Raw genomic sequence first — 18,504 nt, forward strand, 5'->3', positions numbered from 1 at the left:
TTAAAATGAATTATAAAAGATTTATTGCTCTTAAAACAAGTGGGAAGTTTTTAGGTTTTTGTTTGATATTTTTAGGTCGGAAAAAAGGAGGCGAACCAGGAAGTATCGAATTAAGATTTTTTATATAGGAGGAACATATGAATAAATCCGAAATAATATCATACCTAACCCAGTACATGAAGAACCTCGACAACTTCGACCACTTTAACGGCTGTGTTCTTGCGGCATATCAAGGAGAAGTTCTGCTCTCTAAAGGGTACGCGACCGCCAACCGGGCCTTTGAGGTTCCCAACTCGCCCAGCACGCGCTTTCCCATCGGTTCGCTGACGAAATCTTTTACGGCTGCTGCTATTCTCAGACTTGAAGAACTGGGTCTGTTAAATATGGAAGATTCGGTAGAATGGCATCTGCCCGGCTGTTCCTCTCTAATAAACGTGACCCTTCACCACCTTCTTTCCAATACTTCCGGAATTCCCGACTTCGCAGCTCAACCGGACTATTGGGAAAAAACCATGAGGCTTCCTGCGACCGTTTCCCAGTTGATTGAACGGATTGTCAATCAGCCGCTTCACTTTGAACCTGGCAGGCAATATAGCTATAGCAATTCAAACTACATCATACTCACAGCTGTAATAGAAACGGTGAGCGGTCAATCTTATTCTTCATTTATCCAAAAAGAATGGTTGAAGCCACTCGGTCTGCATGATTCTGGTGTTTTAGATGGAAGGACCATTGTGAAAAATCTGGCCACCGGGTATTCCATCGATAAAATGATAATATATAGTGAATATATCGACATGAGTTTTCCATTGGGTGCTTATGGTATGTACTCCACCGTAAAAGACTTGTTTACTTGGACTGAAGCTCTGTTTTCCGGAAGGATGCTTACCGAACGTTCCCTGAAAAAGATGTGTACCCCCTATAAAGGGAAATACGGATATGGTTGGGGTTTTGACAAACTTTCAGAAAGAGAAGTGGTCTGCCACTTTGGGGATGTCAATGGCTTTTGCAGTGAGATGCTGAGAAGCCTGGACGGAGAAGTAACCGTCATCGTGTTAAGTAATTTCAATATAACACCGGTTACGAGAATAAATCGGGACCTGGCTGCGATCCTGTGCAACGAAAGAGTAGACACCACTCCTTGGATAATGGAAGAACCATTATACGCTTCGTTACCTTTTGATTTTCAGGGAACCTATTATTCCGAAGATGGTGAAGCCCTCATAACACTGTACAGTGAAGGCAGCACGTACTTTATGACTCTCCCTAAACGATATGGAGCAGTTTACACTCTACCGGTAAAACAAATTTCATCCTCTTCTTCATCAGTTCTAATGATTTCAAGCAACACCCCTGAGAGCATACAAATCATTAAGGAGGAAAATAAGCTATTCATTCACCATCATGATTCAGATGGAACAATAAAGACCTTAACAAGAGCAGAGGAATGCAAAAAGAAGCAGCCATAATTCTTTGCTGCTTCTTCTTTAATAGGACCAGCTTAGCTTCATATAATGCTGCTACAACATCATCAGCTCATCCAGCTCCTGGCTGATTTTAACAATGACTGGATCCGAATAATCGGCATCTGTTTCACAAAAGGCATAGAATCGTTCCTTGAGCTTGTCCATCAGTTCGCAAATGGTTTGAAGATATTGATCCACAGGGACTTCTTTCCTTTCTTAAGCCCTTGGGCACCTTTGTTTTATTTATCGGTTCCTTGTGTAGATTTTCAAGTTTTTCAAAATATTCACCATCTAGTCCCAGCTAAAGCGTTCTTCTTTCCATGGATCTCCATACATATGATATCCATTTTTCTCCCAGAAGCCCGGGGTTTCCAGTGGCAGAAACTCAATTCCACGGAGCCATTTGGCACTTTTCCAAAAATACAAATGTGGAACAACTACCCGCAGAGGATAGCCGTGTTCGGGTGAAAGGGATTCGCCATTATGTGTATGGGCGAGGAGACTGCTTTCCTTTAAGAAATCTTCGAGTGGGAGATTCGTCGTCCAACCCTCTTCCGCATGCAATAAAACGTATTTAGCAGATGGATGGATTCCTACATCTTTAACTATATCCTTTACTGCTACACCTTCCCAAACATTATCAAGCTTTGACCAGCCGGTCACACAATGGATATCATTCTGTGCAGTGGCTCTTGGCAAGGCAAGAAGTTCATCGTATGTAAAAGTCGTTGGTTTCTCCACCATTCCATAGACTTTTAAATCCCAGTCTGTCAGGTCCGGGTAGTAGGGAACATTTCCAACGTGAAGCACCGGCCATTTCGTTGTGACATTTTGATTTGGCGGTACCCGGTCATTCTCTTTTTTAACTTTGGGTTTTCCAAAAAACATGCTCGTTCCTCCCTCAATTTTTACTTGTTAACCTTTCATAAAATTTAAGTTGACAATAGATATGCCCTTCAATTACCATCAGGATAGATTAATTATTTACTTTTGGGGTGAACATTATGAAATTTAAAGCGAGCGATTTAACCCTTGCAGCCATGTTTGCGGCATTAATGGCCGTGGGTGCAAACATTACATCATGGATTCCAGCACTAGCTTTCGGATCGGTGCCGATTACGCTGCAAACCTTCTTTTGTATCCTGGCAGGGCTTCTCCTCGGCAGCCGTTTGGGTGCCGTTTCAATGATTGTCTACATGCTGGTCGGACTCGCGGGTGCTCCTGTGTTTGCCAAGTTTTCAGGCGGCATATCCACCGTTTTCAGTCCATCATTCGGCTTTATTTTATCATATATTGTCGCTGCTTATGCTGCAGGCATAGTACTTGAAAAAGCAAAGAAGCCCGGCTTTCCGGTTTTCCTTGCTGCCTCATTTATCGGCTTGATTGTAAACTATGCGGTTGGAACAACCCTCCTTTATGTGGCACTCACCAATTGGGCAGCCATCGAAGGAGTAACGTACCTTGGAACATGGAAGGGGATGCTGATTTTTCTTCCGAAGGATATCCTTCTGACGGCAGTTACAGCCTTTATATCACCACGAATCTATAAAGCTGTCTCGAAAAATCGCAAAAACCGCTTCAATCACAACGCGGCTTAACAAAAAAAGAGGTAAATCCCTTGTAATTAGGGTTTACCTCTTTTTCTATGCTATAACACCATTGCCGCGATAAATCCAAAGGCAATTAACGGAATATTGTAGTGGAGGAAGGTTGGAATACATGTATCCCAAATATGGTTATGCTGTCCGTCCACATTCAGACCGGATGTTGGCCCGAGCGTACTGTCAGACGCGGGTGATCCTGCATCTCCCAGCGCGGCGGCTGTACCGATAAGAGCCGTAGTCGCTGCGACACTGAATCCAAGCTCCATACATAAAGGAACAAAAATGGTCGTAATGATTGGAATGGTAGAGAAAGAAGAACCGATTCCCATTGTTACCAAAAGCCCGATAACCAGCATTAATATGGCACCAAGCGCCTGGTTATTGCCGATGAATGAAGCACTTTGTTTCACCAGCGTTTCGACATCCCCTGTTTTTCTCATTACTTCGGCAAAACCTGCAGCAGCAAGCATGACAAAACCGATAAATGACATCATTTTCATGCCTTCTGTTAGCAGAAGATCAGAGCTTTTCACCTTGAAGCTTCCGCTGAAGTAAAGAATGATCACTCCGCTGAGCGCCCCAAAAATCATGGAATCTGTCAACAATTGAACCGCCAGCGTAGCGATGATGGAAAGCCCAGCAACCAACAAGGAACGAGTCGTATACGGATGATCCTCTGTCACGACTGCCCCTTCTGTCACCATGTAATCCCTGGGTTTCCGGTAAGTAATAAATATGGCGGTAAGGAGTCCGACAATCATCCCGAGAGAAGGAATGGACATCACTTGCGGGATCAGATCCAAATTCACATTGAGTCCACTGTCTTTCATATTTGTTTGTAAAACCTCATGAAAAATGCTTCCAAATCCAACCGGGAACCACATGTACGGGGTGATTAACCCAAAGGTAATGACCGTTGCTACCAATCTTCTGTCTACCTTGAGCTCATTCAAAATCTTAATAAGCGGCGGGATAAAAATAGGAATGATCGCAATATGGACCGGGATTACATTTTGTGAAAAACAGGACAGCATTAAGATAATGATGATTACGAGAGCTTTTGAAAGGGATGCCCTCCGGTTTTCACCCTTTTTTGTTACCAGCTTCAACGCGGCTTTTACCATAACGTCCGGCAGTCCGGTTTTTGAGAGTCCCACCGCAAAACTTCCCAGCATCGCATAGCTCAAAGCCACAACCGCGTTTGATCCGAGACCATCGCTGAAGACACTGATGGTCTTTTCCAGCCCAAGACCACCGATCAGCCCTCCGGCCAATGACCCAATAATCAAAGATAAAACAACATGAATGCGAAATATACTCAACAGCAGCATGATGGCTACTGCAATAACTACAGAATTCACTCTTCTTCCCCCTGATGTTCAACAAAGCTGTACTTTATCTCACTAAATTACTAATGTATTAAACCTATAACAAATTAACATGAACAGCAGAGGCTGTCAATGTAAACAAGTAGAAGTTTGTCGAACGCAAACATGTTGACTTAAAGGATGAAAAGGGATTACATTATAACCAGTGGTTAGTAACCATTGGTTAGGAGCGTGTTCAATGTGAAGTCTAAGCAGGAACAATCAGAAGAAACAAAGAAAAATATTCTAAACGCAGCCAAGAAACTTTTTATGACATACGGATATGAAAGTGTCACTATACGGCAAATTGCCAAAGAAGCAGGATGCTCACACACGGCCATCTACCTTTATTACAAAGATAAAGAATCCCTGCTGCATCATTTGGCCATGCCGCTTTTACAACTGTTATCCCGGCAGATGAAAAACATCATCCAGTCAAATGAAATGGATGATTGGACAAAATTAAAAAGAATGTGTTGCTCCTTTATTACATTTTGTCTTCGGCATAAAAGCATGTACTCGACCTTTATGACAGCAAGGGCCTCGAGAGTGGATGAAGAAGACCCAAAACTGCAGATCAATAACGTGAGAATTGAAATTTTCCAACTTTTAATGCAGACATTGGAGAATGCTCTTGCGCTTTCCGATTCAAAGCAATCGCTTGCCTTTGCCCGCGTTCTTTTTTATAACCTGCATGGTGTTATTAGTACCTATATCGATAATAAGGAACCGGCGGAAGATCTGACAGAACGCCTTTCATCAACATTTGATTTGAGTGTGGAGGCCATGCTTCTGGGACTTAGGGAAATCAAGAAACAAGGAGGAAAAAAAGGATGAAAGTTGAACAAATTTCTGAGCATATCTGGAGTTTAAAGACGTGGATGCTTATTCCTGTTCATATTTGGGTGGTTAAGGACGAGAGAGGAATTACTCTCGTTGATGCAGGGATTCCTTTAATGGCAAAGGGTATCCTAAAAACGGTCCAGGATTTGAATGCGGGCTCCTTAGCACGGATTGTGCTTACACACGGCCATTCAGATCATACCGGTGCCATCAACAAAGTTAGACAAACATCCTCGATCCCCGTGTATGCCCATTCGATTGAGATACCCTATCTGGAAGGAAAGCTCGCCTATCCGCGACGCAAAAAAGCAACGGTAACCGTTGTACCCGGCCTGACACAGCCATTGCCATCCAGCAATCAGAATCAATTATCCCCGATTGGCGGACTAAAGCCGTATCTCACTCCAGGACACTCTCCTGGTCATGTGGTCTATTATCATGAAAAAGATCAGGTTTTACTGGCCGGAGATTTGTTCACATCCAAGAATGGAACGCTAAAAAAACCTATGCCAATGTTTACGGCCAACATGGAAGAAGCACTCCAAAGCGCCGAAATTGTCAGCCAGCTGAATCCAAAACGACTGGAGGTATGCCACGGCAATTGTGTGCTTAATCCAGGAGAGCAAATAGAAGACTATCGAAAAAGTAATTAAAGGCGGCGAATGATGTTGGCCATCGCTAAACCGGTTTTGCTCGCTGTGATGTTTATGTCTGAATTATTCGCACTCGGGGTGTTTGGATTCTGGGGTTATCAGCTAACAAGCGGATTTGAAAAATATATTTTATGTCTCGCTGCCCCGCTTTTTGTTGCATTCATATGGGGAACCTTTCTTTCTCCTAAAGCCGCTTTACTGCTGCCTCCTCTTTGGAGGACAGCTCTTCAGCTTATTGTATTTGCCGCCGCTGCTGTAGCACTTTATAGCACTGGCTTCCCCTTAATTTCATGGATATTTATCATCCTATCAAGTATAGTGCTGTTACTCATTCGTTTTTTAAAATTTTAGCGAAAAAAACCAGCCAAATACGGCTGGTTTTTCTTTTTTCTATTGAAAGCACCCGCTCACTCCTCGAAAAGCGTTGAGCAAAGCCATCTGTTTTCCCTGAAGAAACTGGTTACAACCCGGTTTCAAGAATTTACTGTCCAGTTTGGAAGATTTACTGACGAGAATTGAAGATGTACTGGCCAAAATCAAACGTTTACTGGCCAGATAGCTCCCCTCGATTAAAAGATATACCTGAAAATAGCGACGATAGAAAACACAATAATCAATATCGGTATAAGGAGAATGATTCCCCACAGAATTTGTGCTCCGATGGATTTTTTTTCGTTCATAATTAACCCCTTTACAGTAAAACGTCTTGTTTTTATTGTAAAGGGAATCAATCCTCTTGTCTAATGAGGTTCTATTCCCCTTCTGCTTTTTCCATGCCATTAAGCCTATAAACAACGTCCTCATACACAATAACACAGGTAAATATTTCCTATTCTTTCGACAATTGATCGTTAATTCAGGAATCCAGCAACCAAATATGGTATTTTTTGAATAATCAAATAAATCATAGAAAGAGGTTTCTGTGCCTATGGTGAGAAAAAAGTCCTTTGTTTTGCCCCTCTCGTTTTTCCTGCTATTGTCTGTTTCTGCCCCTGCCTATGCGGATCAGCCTGGATTAAAAACGTTCCCTGAACCCGTGGAAAAGGAGTCTTGGAAGCTTCCCCGTGACATGACATGGAATGATTATCGCCCTGTACCCGGAATAGACTGGAGAAATTCAGATATCCAACCAGAAAGGGTACTGAAAGGCGCGTTGATCATCGTTGACTTTCCGGATCGTGAATTTATGCTGAGCCAGCCTGAAGGCTCTGAAATTGCTGGCAACCCCATCAAAACAGGAAATATACCGCGTGATAAAATGGGACAATTTTGGCTCGATTTTCTGAACAAGCCTCAAGCGCTGAATAACTACAGAACAATCAATGAATATTGGAGAGAAAACTCCTTCGGTAAATGGGCTGTGGACCTCGACGCCTTTGGTACATACCGCATGGATTTCAATGAATTTCAATATGGACTGAATGAATTCAACCAGATGCAAAATATGCCTCCAGGTTTTTCAGGAAAGAACCTTCGCTCTGAAGCCATCCAGAAAGCACAGGCAGATATCGATGCTTCTGGTGAAAAGTACGATTTTAAATTTGTGGTTCACGCCGGCTATGACGAATCTGGAGTGTGGCAGGAGCTTGGCGAAATGATGTTCCAAAATCCAGAAAGTGTGACAGATGCATTTGGCCCTCCTATTCCTGATATGCCAAATTCTGCGATCACCCGCTATGTGCCATGGACGTCCTGGTATGCGGCAAAAGGTATTTGGTCCAGCGCTGGTGCCGGGACGTCCATACAGGGAGAAAATGACGGCATGGGAACGTTCGCCCATGAATTCGGGCATATCATGGCCCTAGGTGACAATTACAACAACCCTTATGGAAAGCCCGTATCCCGTTCATATTCCGGTCCATGGGAGCTGATGAGCCGCGGAAGCTTCAACGGCCCCGGAGGCCCTCACACCCGCTGGATGGTTCCCGGAACTCTTGGTGCCTCGGCTCCCTCCCACCATATGCTCAGGAACAAAATCAAACAGGGATTTTTATCCGAAGATCAGTACTTAAATATCGATCGTGATGAACTTGCACAGACAGGTCCTGTTTTCGCCAATATATTATCTCGCGAAGTGCCAAGCGGAAAGGAATTCAGGAGGCAGGGCTTGTATGGCATCAACATTAAAATGGAAGATTTAACGCCCCCAAATTCGCTTGACGATGACTGGCGTGCGGATATGCAGCGGGGAGCCAAATGGTATAACAACTACTCGCTCGAAGTCGTTGACCGAGTCGGCTATGACTCCTTTGTCCCAGACTCGGGTGTATTGCTGGCCAAAACAAAAAATACAGAAGCAGCCCCAAATATCTGGGTGGTTGATTCCCATAAAGAGGACATTAATCAAACCGACTTCAAACGGCCCGACGGATCGACAGCCATGCTTTCCAAAGGAGATTTCCAACAGCTTGCCGACTCCCTCTTTAAAGCAGGAACAGGTGACGGTGTCGTGAGTGAGTATAAAGATTCCTACAACCGCCTGCATTTTTACATCCTGAAAAAGAAAACCGATGACCAGGGTGCCCTCACCTACCGTGTGGCTGTCAGAAATATGGATGGCTCAGGATCGTACGAACGGGGTGTGAAAGCCCAAAGAGGTCCTTATCAGTTTGCTGCTCCCGGGCGGGTTGCTGAATACAAATATGTTGTAACCAACACTGGAGGAGCAAAAGACCTTATTCGCCTTCATGCCAAAACAGAAGCAGGCTGGGAGGTTCAGTTGCAAAACAACGTCATAGAATTAGCACCGGGAAAAAGCGTACAGGTTCCCGTTTATGTTAAAATTCCAGACGGAAAAGACAACCCAAAACTGACCAGACTTACCTTTACAAGCACATCTGAAACCGACCAAAGCCAAAGCTCTACTGTTGTACAGACCGTTGTCCCGGGAAATAAAAAATAACAAAAAAAGGGTCCTTCACGAAAATGAAGGACTCTTTTTTATGTTTTTTGTGCTTCTAAAAACTGCTTTCCATATTCTCCATGATGGTGGATCGTCGCATGTTCAATCTGGACAGTGGTATGCTTCAATTTGTACTTTTCTTTCAGCATTTCGTTAACGGCCAGAATGACACAAAACGGCTGAATATGCTCATTAATAAAGACGTGGGCAGTCAGGGAATGGTGATCGGTTGTGACTGTCCAGAGGTGCAGCTCATGTACATCCTCTACCCCTTCCACTTTAGCAATATCTGCTCGGATTTCGTCCAAATCCAGCCCTTCCGGAACAGATTCCATCAAGATTAAATAGGACTCTTTTAAAATCTTAAAACCGCCAGTAAAAATGATTGCTCCGACGATCAAGCTGATCAGCGGATCAAAAAAGTAAAAATTGGTCAGTTTTATCAGAAAGGCAGCCAAGATAACACCTATGGAGCTGAGAAGGTCCCCGATAAAATGCCAGAGCGCACTTTTTACGTTTAGATTTTCTTCTTCCTTCATGCTGCGGCTCAAAACAATAGTAAGCACAATATTGACAACCAAACCAATGAACGCAATGATGAGCATCAACTGAAAGTTAATGGTTTCCGGATGGATAAACCGCTTGATTCCTTCGATAAAAATCCCAAGAGCGATAACGGCAAGCGCAAGACCATTTAAGAATGAAGCAATAATTTCAAAACGCAGAAAACCAAACGAGAATTTGGCGTTTGGCTGCCTTGTCGCAAGGTAAATAGCGAGCATGCTTAAGCTTAATGCAAGTACGTCGGAGACCATGTGGGCTGAATCGGATAAAAGCGCCAGAGAATTGGAGATCAAACCGCCGATCACTTCAACAATGGTGAAAAACAGGGTTAACAGCAAAGTGACCCACAGTGTCTTTTTTGAACGGCTTTGCACTTTTACGTGAGGGAGATGGTGATAATCGTAATCAGCCATAAATGAGTCCCCTTTCTTTATTATTTTAAAATTATTATAAAATGATAATAATTATATTATAGTATAGCCTTATCCTTACCGCAATCTTTTTCTTTGCCCTTATTTTATGTAAAAAAGCATGACAGGTGCCATGCTTTTTAATGGTAACTCCTATTCCTTATCTTGAAAGCTCATCGCTAAACCTGCCAATGTTCTTACCATTACTCCCGTTGCCCCTTTAGGCCCGAGCGCAGATGGTTTGGACGAATAAGCCGTTCCAGCGATATCGAGGTGAACCCACGGAGTTTCACCTGCGAATTCTCCCACAAAAAGACCTCCGGTGATGGCGTGGCCCAGGCGCCCGGTGGAATTATTCAAATCTGCCACATCACTTGAGCGCAGCATTTCTTTAAAATGAGGATGGCTGGGAAGCTGCCAAAGATATTCCCCCTCATGATCAGCTGAAGCCTTCACCTGCTCGAAAAAGGCTTCGTTATTTGTCACTGCTCCTGTCGTGGTATCACCTAAAGCGACCACTACGCCTCCAGTCAGTGTCGCCACATCCACCAGATAATTGGCCCCCATTTCTTTCGCATATGATATGGCATCAGCCAGGATGAGCCTTCCCTCAGCATCCGTATTTCTTACTTCAATCGTTTTACCGCTGAGTGAGGTAAAAACGTCTCCCGGTTTCATCGCTTTCCCGTTAATGAGGTTTTCACTTGAGGGGATGACAAAAAGGATATTGGTTTGCGGTTTTAGCTGTCCGACAATCTCCATGGCGCCGAGGACTGCGGCGCTGCCTCCCATATCACTTTTCATTTCATGCATATTGGATGCTGGCTTGATCGAATACCCGCCTGAATCAAACGTAAGGCCTTTTCCAACCAGGGCCAGCACATGATCCCATGTGTCCCTTCCCTTGTATTTGACCGTAATCAATTTAGGCGGTTCCTCCGATCCTTGTGAAACAGCAAGAAGCGCCCCCATGCCAAGCCGCTCCATATCTTCCCGCTCGAGAATCTCATAGTCCATTCTGTATTTCCTTGCAATCCCCATGGCAGCCTGGGCCAAATCGGTGGGGGTCATCAGATTTCCTGGTGTATTGATGAGGTTGCGTGCCGTATTGATTCCTGTTCCAAAGGCGTAACCGGTCGAAAGCCCTTTCCCCGTCCGGCTGTCGGAACTGTAGACCCTGATCTCTGTAAGCTTTTTGTCCCGCTCGTTGGTTCGTTCTTTGTAATTTTCAAATGCGTAGCTGGCCGCAGTGACGGCCTCAGCCAAAGCATGTGCGAGCCTTTCAGGAGCAATCCTCTCATTTTCAAAGGTTTCCATTACAATGGCCGCCTTTTCCCGTTTTTCCCGGGTAAGCTGCCCCACCGCTCTCCCAAAAGCCTCTCTCATCGTTTCATACTTTGCTTCATTCCGGCGCCCTAACCCTATAAAGTAGATCCGCTTGGCTCCGACGATTCCGAATGTATGGACCTTGGTTACAGACTTGGCCTGTGTCTGTATATCCCCTTCACGCAAAAGCTGTGTAATGTGGCCGTTGAACGCTTCATCCAGCTCTGCAGGGATGCCTTCCAATTTTTTATAATCAGCCCAAAGGCCGACAAGCAGCGCTTCCTCTGTATCTGCTTTCTTCCAGTTTTCTTTTATCGTAAACATGCAAATCCTCCTTTGCGAGGTGTGTTAAACTCAGTTTATTCTTCTTCGTTCTCTTTTAGTAGCAGGATCAGCTCCGGCAGGCCCGGCAAGGAATCCACCTCTTCAAACGAAACCATGTTTATCTGTTTTGGCATTCTCCTCAAGCACTCTACAATAAAATTATAAACATGCTCCAAATCCATTCCCCAATGAAACGGACGATAGTCTGTCAAATAATGACGGGCTGCCTCCATCATGACTCGGGCTCCCTTTACATTTCCATATTCGTAATGATAAACAGCCACTGACATTTGCAGCAGCCCCTTCAAAAAATAATTGCTTTTATCCGTCATCCACATTTCCTCAAGGAGATCATGGCAGGTATAGTAGTCTCCTTCATTGAATGATATAAAAAACTGATAGTATTCCATTGGATAGTTCATTCCCCCACCTGCTTTCATTCCTATCATACCAAATTGCTACTGCATCACTTTATTTTTTCCCCACAGAACAACAAGATTGCAGACAGGAAAAAAAGGGTATTATGAGAGCATTAGAACAAACTTATCTCTATACATTGTAGAAAAAAGGCTGCGAGGAGACGATCTATGGACCTGTTTTTTAATTTTCCTTTACTTGCTTCCTTATTAGGAATATTAATGGCTCAATTTTTAAAAATACCAATTACGTACCTGGAGACAAAACAAGTGAGATGGGATTTGTTTATCAGTACAGGAGGGATGCCAAGTTCACACTCTGCCGCAGTTACCGGGCTTGCAACTGGAGTTGCTCTTAGAGAAGGCTTGGGCAGCTCGATATTCGCCGTAGCTTGCATGTTTGCCATCATTGTCATGTATGATGCAAAAGGAATACGGTGGCATGCAGGAGAACAAGCAGCCGTATTGAATAAGTTAGTAACTGATTTTCGCGAGCATGTGGAAGTCAGCCAAGCAATGAAAAAAACCGACGTAAAAGAAAAGCACAAGCAATTAAAGGAGCTTCTTGGACATCAGCCAGACGAAGTATTTTACGGCGCCTTGCTTGGGATTGTCCAAACACTGATTGTATACTGGCTTTTCTTCGTTATTTAAGGGGTGAAGATTCATGAGATTAGTGTCTATCTGTCCGAGCAATACTGAGCTTGTTGATTATTTGGGGTTAACGGAACAGCTGGTGGCTGTTGACGATTTTTCCGACTGGCCGGAACGGGTCCGGACGCTGCCGAAGTTGGGCCCGGATCTGTCGATCAATATGGATATGGTGGAAGAATTAAAGCCGGATCTTGTGATCGCTTCCCTAAGTGTTCCGGGAATGGAAAAAAACATCGCTGAGTTGGAACGGCGCAACATTCCACATGTCGTGTACAACCCAAACACGCTCGAAGACATTGCAGAGGATCTAAAAGACCTCGGCCGACGAACAGGTGTCGAAAAGCGTGCGGATTATCTTGTTTCTCAATATAAAGAATTGATAAATGAATACAAAACGTTCGCTGCGTGTGTTAAAGAAAAGAAGAAGCTTTACTGGGAATGGTGGCCAAAACCTGTATTTACACCAGGAAAGCAAAATTGGCTGACCCAGATCTCCCACTTGGCTGGAGCGGTTAACGTATTTGAGGATATGGAGCAGCCAAGCATCCAGACCACCTGGGAAGACGTAATCAAACGTGATCCTGACGAGATTTGCATCGCTTGGGTAGGTGTAAGAAAACAAAAAGTGAAACCGGAAGTACTGGAAAAACGTCCAGGCTGGTCAGAGCTGCGGGCGGTCAAGGCAAATAAGGTGCATATTCTTGATGAGCACCTTTTTTGCAGGCCATCCCCCCGTCTGATCGACGGACTGCAAAAGCTGCATCAAGTATTATGGAAGCAGAAACAGCCCACCCAAACGGCTAATTAAAGCAAAAAGCTTCAAGCCATCGCGCTTGAAGCTTTTTTTAATATAATTGTTTACGATAATGCTGCATGGATTTCTGTTCGTTCCATGTTTTCAGTTCCTTTTCGGTTAGTTTGCCGGACCCTTTTTGGACGACATACACGCTCAAGGTTTTCTTGCCCCACTTTTCATAAACATCCTTAATCGTTTCAAAATACAAATCTATCTTTCTGCCCTTAATGGCTGAACCGGTATCAGCAACCACACCAAAACCGTAGCCCGGTATAAACAGGATGGTGCCAATCGGAAAGATGTTCGTGTCCGCTGCGATTGTAGAATAAAGGTCCCGCTTGACCCTGAGTCCTGATTTGGTAATTCCGTAAGCAGGATGTGCTTTGCTTTTACCGGTGGATTCCACCCCGGCAGTATAACCGGTGGCGGTTACTTTAACCGATGGATAAGGTGAAACATCAAATTGATCCAAGGCTGTCTCTTTCGGGGCCGATGACTCCGCATTCACCTTAAATTCATGCCCCCATATGCCGGTAGTCTTTTCCATGGCTTGGGACAAAACCAGAATCGTTTTAGTTCCTGCACGCTCGAAAATATTCTTTTGCGGTTCCTGCAGGCTTACGGCTGCCCAGTGTGAGACATCTGCTGCTACTACTCCTGATATGGAAGACAAGGTAGCAAGCATTGCCCACACCAATAGCACAGTCATCATGAGCCTTTTGGCATTCTTTATGAGATAACGCAAACCCTCACTCCTCTCTTCACGTAGTATTTTCCAAGAGAAGCAAATTTTATACTGCGGTAAGTAGGCATAAAAAAAGAACCTTCCTGTGTAAACAGAAGATTCTAAAACATTTGATATCCTCTTACCCGCAGCATACGGATGGCAACTCCGGCCATCATGGCCCCAATCATCCCGCATGCCAGAATAGCGATATCGACCGCTTGCAAATGAATAAAGTCCTGTCCAAGCTGAGAAAAGCTTTTTGCCGGACTTGAGAAATATGTAAAAAATTTAACATGATCCACAATCATGACAACGACAACGGGATAAATCACAGCCATTACCCATGTCGAGCGCAACAGCATGTTTAAAAGGAAACCGATTCCAAAGAACAGTACAATAAACAAAAGCATGGAAATAAACAACTGCGGTAAATACATTTCTTCACCCCCGTATTCAAAGCTAGTTTACTGAAACAGGAGGTTAAAGTCAATATAAGGATAATAAAAGAGGAGCATCATCTGATTGCTGATGCTCCTTCTTCTTTATTATGCCTTTCTCTTTTTACCGCTGCCGCAGCACTCTTCACAAGTCTCTGAGCCACCTAATAATAGTTGGAAATAGCCTTTCCCTTCACAGTATTGGCACTTCTCTTGTGTTTTTGTACGAGTGGATGTTGTCATTAGACGGCACTCCCCTTGTTTGAATTTTCTGATAATATAACAGGAAACAGAAAACTTGAAAAGGGGGCATTTTCGTTCATATCGCCTATGTAAGCGCAAACATCAATAAATATCTGAATCTTTGTACGATTTTCTTACAATATCATCGGTTATCAAATATTTTATAAGAAGTGTACCCAAAAATATCACCAGGGTTAATGTGCTCCAACAGGTCTGATTCTTTTTCATTTAGAAAATGGTGAACCATAACCGAAGTTGCCGGATCATTCCGCAATTCCTCAGGACTCAAAAACTGCGCCTCCTGGATTTCTCTATCCTGCGGAATGAGGGATCCTCCTTCAGGTTCAAGAAGAAAAATAACCATGTTGTCACTGATTTCATGATTGATCACACCTGTTCTTACTCCCAGGATTCCAACAGGACGGCTTGCAATTCCCGTTTCTTCTTTTACCTCTCGGACTGCCGCTTCATCCACTGTCTCTCCGGCATTCACAAACCCTGCCGGAATGGACCACTTTCCTTTAAGCCCGCCGTAATTCTTTTTGACCATCAGCCATTTGCCATCCTGAATGACGAGTCCGGCTGCCGCGAGCCAAACACTGCCTCTGTTTTTCTTATTACTCATGTCCCTACCTCTCCTTCACGATACCTTTATGCTCTATTATATAAAAAAACAGAGCTCCGAAGGGAACTCTGCTTTACTATGTTGGTTATGCTAATTAAAATAATTTAAGCTTACCTTTTTTAACGACCATTGGTACGCCCCCAAGCAAGAAGAGGTAACGGTTATCAATGACTTTTTTCATTGCTGAAGCAGTGGAACCGAACAACTTCTTGTTTCCGACTACTCCAATCGCTTCACCTTTACCAAGAGAAGCTACTGTACCTTTGTTGTCAAAAGTGAATTCTTCCATCTTTCCTCCGCCATTGATCAACGTTTTCAGGTTGCGTGCGAGCGTATATGCCTGCTGGATTGCAATCTGTGCAGTTGGAGGATAAGGGCGGTTGATCTCTTCATTAATAATTAACGCACAGTCACCAACTACGAAGATGTATTCATAACCAGGCATGCGAAGGTCTTTGTCCACTTTTACACGTCCGCGCATGGTTTCAAAGCCAGCTTCTTCCACAAGATGGTTACCGCGCACTCCACCCGTCCAAACAACGGTTGCGGCCTTGATTTCTTCACCAGATGCAAGAAGTACTCCGTCTTCGTTACACTCTTTAATTGGAGTGTTCACAAGGAATTCCACACCCCGGCGTTCAAGATTATTAATTGCGTATTCCACAAGTTCTTCATCAAATCCTGGCAGTACATTTGGTGCTGCTTCAATGTTGATGATGCGTACTTTTTCACGTGGAATATCATATTCCTTGCAGAGTTCAGGAACTCGGTCTGCCAATTCACCGACAAACTCGATACCAGTGAAGCCAGCTCCGCCGACAACAATATTGATGAGTTCCTGTTTTTGTCCTTCATTGTTGTAACGGGCAAAATTATAATCGATATGCTCGCGGATCTCACGAACAGAGTTAATGCTTCGAATGCTCATTGCATTTTCCTTAAGTCCTTGGATACCGAATGTTTCAGGGTCAGATCCAAGAGCAATAACAAGGTAATCGTATGTTAATTCACCATTTTGGAGAATGACACGCTTTTCGTCTTTTTTGATTTCAACTACTGTATCTTGTACAAAGTTGATTTTATTTGTATCAATGATGTCATCGATCATGATACGTGTACGGTCATGGTGCAACGTACCGGCTGCGTTCTCGTGCAACCATGTTGTTTGGTAGTGATAGTTGTGCTTGTTTACAAGCGTAATCTCAGCATTGTTTAATCCAAGCTCTTTCTCCAGGCGTACAGCGGACATCATACCGCCATATCCTCCACCAATAATTAAAATTTTTGGCTTACTCATATGATCACTTCCACTTCAGATTTTTTTTAGTTTGACCTAACATGGATTGAAATATGAAAGGCCAAAAAAGTTTGTGACGTATTTCACGTAGTAGGATAGATAAAGACGAAAATTGTCACAATTTCACCATATTTTTTCCTCTATAATCTTATTCCTTTTCCAGACAAGTTTCAACCGTTTTTAAGAAAATTTTAAGAAACGGAGCGCATATTTTTTAATAAAGGAAGATAAAAGCCCTTTCAAGTCCCATAAGGGTTTTGATGGATTGGCGAATATGGTATTATCCTTTCTTTTCATACTCTTTCTATCTATAATGAAGGGAGAGTAAATTACCCCGGGGGTGGAAAAATGACGGAAGAAACTCTGTATGATATTACGATAATCGGCGGCGGTCCCACCGGTATGTTTGCGGCGTTCTATGGGGGAATGCGGCAAATGAAGGTTAAAATTATTGAAAGCATGCCTCAGCTTGGCGGACAGCTTTCCGCGTTATACCCTGAAAAATACATCTATGATGTGGCCGGTTTTCCTAAAGTGCTGGCTCAGGATCTTGTGAATAACCTTAAAGTCCAGGCTGAACAATTTAATCCTGATGTGGTGCTTGAGGAATCGGTTCAGACCGTGGAGAAAAAAGAAGACCACTTCGAACTGACCACAGATAAAGACACGCATTATTCAAAAGCGGTCATCATCACAGCAGGCGTTGGGGCTTTTCAGCCAAGACGAATTGAACTCGAGAACGCCAAACAGTTTGAAGGAAAATCACTCCTTTATTTTGTTAACGACCTCCAAGCCTTTGCCGGCAAAAAAGTTCTCGTGGCCGGCGGCGGTGATTCTGCACTCGATTGGTCTCTAATGCTTGAACCGATTGCCGAAGAGGTAACACTGACCCACAGGCGTGCCAAATTCCGTGCTCACGAGCACAGCGTAGAACAGCTCTTCAATTCATCTGTGAAGGTGAAAACACCCTATCAGATCAAAGAATTGATCCACGATAATGAAAAGATCACCCATGTGCTTTTAGAAAACGAAGATGCGGAAGAGAAAATCGAAGTGGACGCGGTTATTGTCAACTATGGTTTCGTGTCCTCTCTTGGTCCAATCAAGAACTGGGGCCTTAATATTGAACGCAATTCCATCATTGTCAATTCCAAAATGGAAACCAATATTCCTGGCATTTACGCCGCCGGTGATATTTGTACGTATGATGGCAAAGTTAAACTGATTGCTGCCGGATTTGGGGAAGCCCCTACTGCTGTGAACAATGCAAAAACGTATATTGATCCAAAAGCAAAAACACAGCCCCAGCACAGCACGAGCTTGTTTTAATTTCCGAGCCGGTTAACGCCGGCTCTTTAATTTGCGAAAAGGAGGAATGAGACGAATTTGAACCGTCAATGGACCGAAGATGAAATTGAGGTGGCTGAGCTGCTTCAGGAGCTACAGCGGAAGACGGCGACTCTTCACATTTCTGATGAATCATTTCTGGAAGATGTGAAAGAAGCACTGCCCAAGCTGAAGCAGCTGTTGCAGGAAGTCGAGCGCGCACTGGAATGAATTAACAGTTGGTATCACAAAGCGTGTGTGTTACACTAGCTGTAGCAGACAAGTGCTGCTCATAAACCCATAACGATAACCCGGTGTTGGCGCACCGGGTTTTTTTATTGAAAAAGGAGTTTTTCTTTATGAACATTTTCATTATCATCGGTATTTTATTCTTTATTCTGGGGACAGGACTCATGATGGCAAGTAGCCGCCATGTTGGCCGGAAAAAGTGGCTGTATGTGGGAGGCTCCATTCTTTCTGACTTGGCGGGCCTTGTTTTTCTTTTATTTTTGGGGAATTAATCA

General features: G+C 43.8%; 22 protein-coding genes. 11 read left to right on the forward strand and 11 right to left on the reverse strand.

What is annotated here, in order from left to right; translation table 11 throughout:
• Positions 1–137: 137 nt before the first annotated feature.
• On the forward strand, positions 138–1,469 hold the full coding sequence (locus QNH15_RS19080) for a serine hydrolase domain-containing protein (RefSeq protein ID WP_283889729.1): 1,332 nt from the start codon (positions 138–140) through the stop codon (positions 1,467–1,469).
• Between the two features lie 51 nt (positions 1,470–1,520).
• Here the strand turns inward: QNH15_RS19080 and QNH15_RS19085 are convergent, their stop codons facing one another.
• Complete coding sequence (locus QNH15_RS19085; RefSeq protein ID WP_283889730.1) at positions 1,521–1,664, reverse strand: Spo0E family sporulation regulatory protein-aspartic acid phosphatase; 144 nt, start codon at positions 1,662–1,664, stop codon at positions 1,521–1,523.
• 93 nt (positions 1,665–1,757) lie between these two features.
• Entirely contained in the window at positions 1,758–2,354 is a 597-nt protein-coding gene (locus QNH15_RS19090) for a sulfite oxidase-like oxidoreductase (protein ID WP_283889731.1), read from the reverse strand.
• A gap of 116 nt (positions 2,355–2,470) precedes the next feature.
• Here QNH15_RS19090 and QNH15_RS19095 point away from each other — a divergent pair, with 116 nt between their 5' ends.
• Positions 2,471–3,064 carry a biotin transporter BioY gene (locus QNH15_RS19095; protein ID WP_283889732.1) on the forward strand — a complete coding sequence of 198 codons (594 nt, stop codon included), beginning with the start codon at positions 2,471–2,473 and terminating at the stop codon, positions 3,062–3,064.
• A gap of 50 nt (positions 3,065–3,114) precedes the next feature.
• On the opposite strand, the gene QNH15_RS19100 is transcribed toward QNH15_RS19095, so the two are convergent.
• Positions 3,115–4,431, reverse strand: a complete 1,317-nt coding sequence (locus QNH15_RS19100; RefSeq protein WP_283889733.1) for a Na+/H+ antiporter family protein — start codon at positions 4,429–4,431, stop codon at positions 3,115–3,117.
• 207 nt (positions 4,432–4,638) lie between these two features.
• Between QNH15_RS19100 and QNH15_RS19105 the strand changes: the two genes are divergently transcribed.
• The 4 genes from QNH15_RS19105 to QNH15_RS19120 all read left to right on the forward strand — a co-directional run bounded on the left by QNH15_RS19105 (position 4,639) and on the right by QNH15_RS19120 (position 8,835).
• Positions 4,639–5,274 (forward strand): TetR/AcrR family transcriptional regulator, encoded by a 636-nt coding sequence (locus tag QNH15_RS19105; RefSeq protein WP_283889734.1) that lies wholly within the window; start codon positions 4,639–4,641, stop codon positions 5,272–5,274.
• Complete coding sequence (locus QNH15_RS19110) at positions 5,271–5,933, forward strand: MBL fold metallo-hydrolase (protein WP_283889735.1); 663 nt, start codon at positions 5,271–5,273, stop codon at positions 5,931–5,933. Before QNH15_RS19105 ends, QNH15_RS19110 begins: the two co-directional genes overlap by 4 nt.
• A gap of 9 nt (positions 5,934–5,942) precedes the next feature.
• Complete coding sequence (locus tag QNH15_RS19115) at positions 5,943–6,284, forward strand: YrdB family protein (RefSeq protein WP_283889736.1); 342 nt, start codon at positions 5,943–5,945, stop codon at positions 6,282–6,284.
• A 577-nt stretch (positions 6,285–6,861) separates the two neighbouring features.
• On the forward strand, positions 6,862–8,835 hold the full coding sequence (locus QNH15_RS19120; RefSeq protein ID WP_283889737.1) for a M6 family metalloprotease domain-containing protein: 1,974 nt from the start codon (positions 6,862–6,864) through the stop codon (positions 8,833–8,835).
• A 38-nt stretch (positions 8,836–8,873) separates the two neighbouring features.
• Here the strand turns inward: QNH15_RS19120 and QNH15_RS19125 are convergent, their stop codons facing one another.
• The 3 genes from QNH15_RS19125 to QNH15_RS19135 form a co-directional block, all read right to left on the reverse strand.
• Positions 8,874–9,812 carry a cation diffusion facilitator family transporter gene (locus QNH15_RS19125; protein WP_129480127.1) on the reverse strand — a complete coding sequence of 313 codons (939 nt, stop codon included), beginning with the start codon at positions 9,810–9,812 and terminating at the stop codon, positions 8,874–8,876.
• A 150-nt stretch (positions 9,813–9,962) separates the two neighbouring features.
• Complete coding sequence (locus tag QNH15_RS19130) at positions 9,963–11,459, reverse strand: leucyl aminopeptidase (RefSeq protein ID WP_283889738.1); 1,497 nt, start codon at positions 11,457–11,459, stop codon at positions 9,963–9,965.
• 35 nt (positions 11,460–11,494) lie between these two features.
• The gene (locus QNH15_RS19135) at positions 11,495–11,881 is read right to left on the reverse strand and encodes a DUF309 domain-containing protein (protein WP_283889739.1); all 387 of its coding nucleotides are present in this window, start codon (positions 11,879–11,881) and stop codon (positions 11,495–11,497) included.
• Between the two features lie 165 nt (positions 11,882–12,046).
• Between QNH15_RS19135 and QNH15_RS19140 the strand changes: the two genes are divergently transcribed.
• Both QNH15_RS19140 and QNH15_RS19145 read left to right on the forward strand, forming a co-directional pair.
• The gene (locus QNH15_RS19140; RefSeq protein ID WP_061972275.1) at positions 12,047–12,529 is read left to right on the forward strand and encodes a divergent PAP2 family protein; all 483 of its coding nucleotides are present in this window, start codon (positions 12,047–12,049) and stop codon (positions 12,527–12,529) included.
• A gap of 13 nt (positions 12,530–12,542) precedes the next feature.
• Positions 12,543–13,337, forward strand: coding sequence for a cobalamin-binding protein (locus QNH15_RS19145; RefSeq protein WP_283889740.1), 795 nt, complete (start codon positions 12,543–12,545; stop codon positions 13,335–13,337).
• Between the two features lie 37 nt (positions 13,338–13,374).
• On the opposite strand, the gene QNH15_RS19150 is transcribed toward QNH15_RS19145, so the two are convergent.
• The 5 genes from QNH15_RS19150 to QNH15_RS19170 all read right to left on the reverse strand — a co-directional run bounded on the left by QNH15_RS19150 (position 13,375) and on the right by QNH15_RS19170 (position 16,654).
• On the reverse strand, positions 13,375–14,037 hold the full coding sequence (locus QNH15_RS19150) for a 3D domain-containing protein (protein ID WP_283895666.1): 663 nt from the start codon (positions 14,035–14,037) through the stop codon (positions 13,375–13,377).
• A gap of 134 nt (positions 14,038–14,171) precedes the next feature.
• A complete protein-coding gene (locus QNH15_RS19155; RefSeq protein ID WP_061972273.1) occupies positions 14,172–14,489 on the reverse strand; it encodes a YuiB family protein in 318 nt (105 codons plus the stop codon).
• 108 nt (positions 14,490–14,597) lie between these two features.
• On the reverse strand, positions 14,598–14,732 hold the full coding sequence (locus QNH15_RS19160; protein ID WP_162264551.1) for a YuiA family protein: 135 nt from the start codon (positions 14,730–14,732) through the stop codon (positions 14,598–14,600).
• Between the two features lie 142 nt (positions 14,733–14,874).
• Positions 14,875–15,357, reverse strand: coding sequence for an NUDIX hydrolase (locus QNH15_RS19165; protein ID WP_283889741.1), 483 nt, complete (start codon positions 15,355–15,357; stop codon positions 14,875–14,877).
• 94 nt (positions 15,358–15,451) lie between these two features.
• On the reverse strand, positions 15,452–16,654 hold the full coding sequence (locus QNH15_RS19170) for an NAD(P)/FAD-dependent oxidoreductase (RefSeq protein ID WP_061972271.1): 1,203 nt from the start codon (positions 16,652–16,654) through the stop codon (positions 15,452–15,454).
• Positions 16,655–17,002: 348 nt separating this feature from the next.
• On the opposite strand from QNH15_RS19170, the gene QNH15_RS19175 reads away from it, so the two are divergent.
• The 3 genes from QNH15_RS19175 to QNH15_RS19185 all read left to right on the forward strand — a co-directional run bounded on the left by QNH15_RS19175 (position 17,003) and on the right by QNH15_RS19185 (position 18,501).
• A complete protein-coding gene (locus QNH15_RS19175) occupies positions 17,003–17,983 on the forward strand; it encodes an NAD(P)/FAD-dependent oxidoreductase (RefSeq protein ID WP_283889742.1) in 981 nt (326 codons plus the stop codon).
• A gap of 57 nt (positions 17,984–18,040) precedes the next feature.
• Complete coding sequence (locus tag QNH15_RS19180; protein ID WP_283889743.1) at positions 18,041–18,211, forward strand: hypothetical protein; 171 nt, start codon at positions 18,041–18,043, stop codon at positions 18,209–18,211.
• A gap of 128 nt (positions 18,212–18,339) precedes the next feature.
• Positions 18,340–18,501: a hypothetical protein gene (locus QNH15_RS19185; protein WP_283889744.1), complete on the forward strand. Its 162-nt coding sequence runs from the start codon at positions 18,340–18,342 to the stop codon at positions 18,499–18,501.
• The last annotated feature ends 3 nt before the right edge of the window (positions 18,502–18,504 follow it).

This window comes from Fictibacillus enclensis (genome assembly GCF_030123385.1).
GTDB lineage: Bacteria > Bacillota > Bacilli > Bacillales > Fictibacillaceae > Fictibacillus_C > Fictibacillus_C enclensis.